The organism is Novimethylophilus sp. (assembly GCF_036504375.1).
Classification (GTDB): Bacteria; Pseudomonadota; Gammaproteobacteria; order Burkholderiales; family Methylophilaceae; genus Novimethylophilus.
This window is the reverse complement of the sequence record NZ_DASXVH010000015.1, coordinates 23,602-29,601: the sequence shown is the minus strand read 5'-3', so window position 1 is coordinate 29,601 and position 6,000 is coordinate 23,602. Positions and strand designations below refer to the sequence as shown.

5 protein-coding genes are annotated in these 6,000 nt (G+C 48.4%); 2 read left to right on the top strand and 3 right to left on the bottom strand.

The window, feature by feature from the left end:
- The 3 genes from VGK14_RS01360 to VGK14_RS01350 all read right to left on the bottom strand — a co-directional run.
- On the bottom strand, positions 1–439 hold a 439-nt coding region (locus VGK14_RS01360; protein ID WP_331507117.1), incomplete at its 3' end, for a sce7726 family protein.
- Between the two features lie 137 nt (positions 440–576).
- On the bottom strand, positions 577–1,647 hold the full coding sequence (locus VGK14_RS01355; RefSeq protein ID WP_331507116.1) for a site-specific integrase: 1,071 nt from the start codon (positions 1,645–1,647) through the stop codon (positions 577–579).
- 314 nt (positions 1,648–1,961) lie between these two features.
- Positions 1,962–3,674 carry an ArnT family glycosyltransferase gene (locus VGK14_RS01350; protein ID WP_331507115.1) on the bottom strand — a complete coding sequence of 571 codons (1,713 nt, stop codon included), beginning with the start codon at positions 3,672–3,674 and terminating at the stop codon, positions 1,962–1,964.
- A 275-nt stretch (positions 3,675–3,949) separates the two neighbouring features.
- Between VGK14_RS01350 and VGK14_RS01345 the strand changes: the two genes are divergently transcribed.
- Both VGK14_RS01345 and VGK14_RS01340 read left to right on the top strand, forming a co-directional pair.
- A complete protein-coding gene (locus tag VGK14_RS01345; protein WP_331507113.1) occupies positions 3,950–4,180 on the top strand; it encodes a hypothetical protein in 231 nt (76 codons plus the stop codon).
- A 181-nt stretch (positions 4,181–4,361) separates the two neighbouring features.
- Positions 4,362–5,846, top strand: a complete 1,485-nt coding sequence (locus VGK14_RS01340) for a DNA sulfur modification protein DndB (protein WP_331507112.1) — start codon at positions 4,362–4,364, stop codon at positions 5,844–5,846.
- Positions 5,847–6,000 lie beyond the last annotated feature (154 nt).

Below are 6,000 nucleotides of genomic sequence, written 5' to 3'. Positions count from 1 at the left end.
CCATAATGCCAACCGTTTCATCCACTCTGCTTTTAACAGCATCGAATAGACCTTCAGTAGTAATGACTGTGATCAGATCAAACATTTTTTTATAGGCATTAAGCTGCCGCTCCAGCCTATCAAAATTGTCCATTTCCGACTTGATCTCATAAACATGAGATGTGCCGTTAAGAACCACAACGTCAGCCTTGCAGCAATCTACTGCAAACTCGGTCAACATAAATGCTGTATTTAAATTGTGCTTTCCTAACAGAACTTTTTCAGCAATCGCATTTTTATATATATATTCATGACGATAATCATTATGCAACTGCATGAACAACGCATCGTAAAAATCCGCCACCTTGGTTTCAGGTCCAAATTTTTCAATCAGCTTGTATTGATGAGAAATGCGACCAGCAATTTTTGAGTGGCCGTACTTAGCCAGCTCTGTAAGCACGCTATATGAGAAAAACCGAGCCAAAGCTGCCCCCACTGTCGGGTTACCAACAATTGGCGTTGATCGAGTAAGATGGTCCGACCTGTTCACGAATTCACTTTACAATAAATTTATAATTGACTGAATTATAGGATATATTACCCAAGTTTCCTTGCCAAATCTTCCGCTTTCGGATGATAGTACCTTGCCAGCATCCTCGTGTCCTTGTGACCGGTCACTTTCATGAGCTCGTGCATGGCAAGCTTCTCGGCCAACCGGCTCGTACCCTCGTGGCGCAGATCGTGCCAGGTGAGGTTGACCAATAGTGGATTGTCTGCAATATCACCGTCAGAAACTCCAGCCTGCTTCAACTCTGCTTCATACATGCGGCGGGCGCGAGCCACACAACGCCGCCAGGACTGATCCAAGGCACTGGCAGTCGTTGCGAACACCTGCCCTTTAATGGCGTGCGGCAAGGCCTCCAAGGCTGCCACGGCACGACTCGACAACGGAACGTCCCGAGCATCACCATTTTTGGTTTTTGGAAGGTGGGCAACGCGTCGCTTAAGGTCGATGTGCTCCCATCGAAGTCCCAATAATTCACCTTGGCGCATTGCTGTTTCGATCGCTACCACGAACGCCGAACGCATCCAAATGTTTGTCCGTTTTCCACCCCCCGCTTTCTCCGCTGCATCAAATGCGGCCTGAATTCGAGTTTCCTCATCACCGACAAGACGACGCTCGCGAGCATTGTTAACGCGCGGCATGCGGATATTAGCGACCGGGTTTACGACAGGGATGCTCCACTCCTTGGCGCAAGTGGTGAAAAGATGTGAAATTACAGCCAAGTCATTTCGGATGGTTGCAGCGGAAGTACCAGCAGCCAGTCGATTATCGCGATATTCAGCGAAGTCTGAGCTCCGGAGACTAGCGAGCGACCGCCTAGCAAAAGGATGTTCCTTCCAGGCAGAAATACGATATTTTTCTTGATCGTGGCCTTTTTTGAGTTTGGACACCTCACGCTCGTAGCGGTCAAGGGCTGAATGGAGAGTCGTTGACTCAGCCTCGGCACGACTAACAAAAACGCCGCGGTCCATTTCATTTTCAACGGCACGCGCCCACGTTTCCGCCTCGATTCGAGTATTAAAAGTTTTGGTTTGGGCGACGTAACCTTTACGGCGGATTTGTGCATGCCATTGGTATTCACCTTTTTTTCTAATCGACGCCATTAATTCCTCGGGCAGTGTGCCAGAATTGTGCCAATAAATGCATTATAGCATTCTATGGATGGCTAGAATTCGCGTAAATAAAGGGTTTTTTCTTATTTAGAATTCCGGATTGTGATTCCGGTTGTCGTGGGTTCGAGTCCCATCAGCCACCCCATTAAATCAAAGAGCACATGTATCAGTACGCCTTGAAGCGGCAAAGCCGCCTTGGAGCCCTGTCAATATCTGTACGAAATGCTCAGGACCGGCAGACCGGCTAAAAACCGTTTTTATCTACCCGCTTAACTAGCATTGCCGGGTTAAATTCCACGTTGAAGTCATGATGCATTCCGCATCGCAAAGGGCGAGAATCCCCGCTGGATAGCAGGAGCCCAGATCACAGCCAGCCCACCCGCCCCCACGGGGGCCGACAAACGGAAAGTGTGATGACCTACCTCAAGTTGACGAGGACCATTGTAAGGTACCCCGTCCAGCCAACCACTGACTACTCCTGATTCAGCCAGTAGTACGTAGCTGGTTGGAACACTGATATCAAAGGATATATCGTGATTTGGCGCATTAATCGGCACTGCAAGTAACTGTCCGACGACGCGTAAGTGCCCCACAACCAGAAAGTTGCGTTTGAGAAATTCACGCCCCCGGACAGGTAAGGAGTAGCTATCCAGCGTGGCAACAGTGGTTCTTGCCCTGACTATATCCTCGGGAATACTATCTTTGATCAAGCCAATCTTGATACGTTTGCGCGTAATACCTTCTAGCACATAGAAAAAAGGGCGCTGACGAAACACGGTTTCACCCTTTAAATCCATGATGGTTTCGCCGGGACGGGTAAGCTGTAATGTTTCTGATAACAAGCGGTTTTCCGGTAACTTCCGCTGATGCCAGGGTTGTGCATTGAAAAGCAGCAAGCCTAGTTCCAATATCGCAATGCTTACCAATATGACAAGGGGTCGGGATATTTGCCGTGTACTGCCCCCTTTGTAGGCCAATCTCTCCATTAACATCCCGGTGGCCATGAGGATGAATAACGGTGTCAAAGGCAGAAAGTCCTGAGCGCTAATTAACGGCCAAAATAAATACAGGCCCGTCATCGCTAGACCAAAAGTCAAAAATATTGCCGTGCGGCGCTGAAGCAGTTCCTTATCATCACATGAGTGTCGTAATAGATTGGTTCCATAGAAAGTCAACAACAAAAATCCAAGCGAAGGCACCACGGATGTTTGTAAGTGTGTCCAGCGCCCTAGATCAGGAACAATATTGTGCGTGACAACACTGTAATACATCGGCCCCAGCGCACCATGAATAGAAAAGAACAAAACAAGCGCCAGAGGAACCGGCAAAAAACCAGCAAGCAGCCATATGGTATTGATACCGTATTGTCTAACAGGCAGCCGATCGGGTCGGCGTAGCATGATAACTGAGCCAAGAGTGGCCAATACAAGTGCCGACAGTAACAGGCTTGTTTTCATCGAGACGCTGATAGTGGCGCCCAGTAATAGACCCGCAACGAATATATGTGGAGCTCGCAAGGGCCTTCTTACCAGCACTGCAAGTGCCAGCAGCCAGAAGACCATCCATAGATCGTCAGTCCTGAACTCCGACGAAGTGAGAAAAAAACCAGGATATAGTCCAGTGAATATTGCAGCCCACAAGCCAGCCTCCCTGGAAAATAGATGCTGGCCAATCAAATAAACTGCCCATAGCGCTACAAAAAAAAGAGGAATAACGACAAGCCGCATTGACATGAGAACATCAGGACGCTCGCCAAACAAAGCATAGACAGGTGTGAACAATATGTGAAATAGTGGAGCATGATTGTCAAACACATCGCGATATTGGAGCAATCCGTTTGCCCATCCCCAGATCACATGCAGATGCTGCGGCTCATCACTATCAATGCGCCAGCTTTGGGCAAATACCACCTTCATTAGTATTAGCAGCGCAATGAAAATAAATGGAATTGTAGAAAATACAATCTCTCTTAAGTTTTTATTAGTTGTCAGAAGCATTCCACCACGATCATTCATCATAAGTTTTCCCGTCCATGTATCACGGGAGGAGGGGATATATTAATTGTATCTTATTGTATCTTATTGTATCGTTAGCAGTAAATTATGTAAACAATCGATGGCTGGATGACGATCACACCACGCACGAATGGACGAGGTGCCTTGGTGGCCCGGTTTGGCTCGAACTGAAGTAGAAAACGTCTATCATGGGGTTGTTTTGAGCCGCTCGACCAAAACTTGATTCCGCCATTTGATCACACCGGCTGCAAAGGTGGTGATAATCTTCTCCCAGCGAAATGGACAAATACGGCGATCCCAAAGGCCAGCAAATCGTCGGCGTCAAAGCCGAAGCTACCACCTTGCGGACCCGCATTCATCAATGGATCATCGTCAGTGTAAGTCAGCTGGAACGCATGTTTACAGTGAGATTAGAAGCGGTGCCCGCCGCAGACGGCCACTCGTACGCACGCGCGAGCGCGCGCCGTGTGGGCGTTGGCGGCGAAGCCGCCTTGGAGTCCTGTCAATAAACTGTACGAAAAAATCCTGAAGACCCAATCTTTCAGCACAACGAAGCTACGGATCAGCCACGCCAATACAACACAGAACAACCCTGGGTATTGGCAATAAAAACATACCAGGAAATATTCTAATAATACTCCAGGACTATCTTGAAAAAATTCCAGGTCATATGTAACATTAATCCTGGCAATGTTAATTAACAAACCTGGAGGTTATATGTTTAACGCAAACCAGCAAGGCAACCCCACCCCCCTCTCCTCTCTTGATGACTTGATGGATGAAGGCGGAACAGCAGACAAGCCGTTAAAAGTGTTTATCGGACACAACCTGGGGTACAGGTCATTTATGACGTACATTCCTATGCACGAGTTCTTTGAAATGTCAGAAGTAGCGAACGACCCAGTGCGCGACGGGGAAGCTATTTCTCAGCGCAAGCTTGACCCTAGCCATGCTCAGAAACTGGCGATTTACATCCTCAAGGGACTCGTCACCGCTGCGATTACTCGCCGCAACGTTGAAAAAAAGGGCGTGCCAGCAGGTTTCTTGGATGCTCAGGAAAAACTTGGAAGACAGCCATATCTTTCGATACAACCCTTGGTCACCAATATCCGCGAGTGCAATGCAAGCGGGGAGGGTATGCGTGGCATCCGTATGACAACCGCAGATAATGAAACAGCCGCCTTTAAAGTGTTCCTTTCACAGAAACATGTACTTTGGGTCGTAGACGGCCAGCATCGCCGTAAAGCGATGGAAATAGTCTTTGAATTTCTTAACGATGCTCGTACCAAGGGGGCATACCCCAAGAAGGGCAGCCTTTACCCATCCGAGAATAATGAGATCAAGGCTGAAGAGGCTACACTCTGGGAAGAATGCTACGTTGTGGCACGTACTTTTTGCACTGTGGCGGTAGAAATCCATCTTGGGCTCGACATTGACCAAGAGCGGCAACTCTTCCACGATCTCAACCGTCTCGGCAAAAAAGTCGAAACTAGTATCGCACTGAGTTTCGATAGCGCTAACCCGGTCAATCTCTTCATCAAAGACCGAATTATCAGCAACCTTGGCGTCAAGGTGCAGGAGAAGGATCAAGCTGATTGGCACCAGGATGACGGATCAATTTCCCGCAAAGACTTGGTGGCTGTGAATGCAGTACTTTTCCTAAATAAAACCAATATTGGTAGTGCTACGCCCCCAGACGTTATGCCAAAGGCAGATGTGGCATATCACTTCTGGGAGGCCGTGACAGCAATCCCTGGGTTTGGTGAGGAGCAAGCTCGTGAGAAGACTGTTGCAGCACAGCCTGTGGTTTTGAAGGCGTTGGCTAAGCTGGTTTATGACTTTGCCTTCAGCAATCGCAAACCAGAAAATAGCGACGAGATCCTTAACAAGCTATTCGATGGCATTACTGATATCGACTTCTCACATCACAATCCAATGTGGCAGTACTTTGACCTTACTCCCGCCGACAAGGTAACGAATGAGGTTAGTGACCTGGCGCTATATTTGCCTCCCGACGACGTAACCGTGAACCGTGACATTGGCAAGTATCAAGGAGGGTTCATGCGATTCGGGGCTAAGCACAATGACATCTACCCAATCATTGGCGACATGATTCGCTGGAAGCTAAATCTGCCAAATCGTCACAAGAAAACCATCGATCTTGCAGGCCTTTGACTTTATGTTTAGGTAGAGTTATCCACGGCGCGCCTTCGCCTCTCCCCCGAGAGGCGAAGGCACCGCTTAGCATTCCGAATTTTGCGGCCCAACAATCTGGCTACTATGCGGCTACTAACCTAGAAATGGAAACACCCCCCAGCGCTGGAAGCCG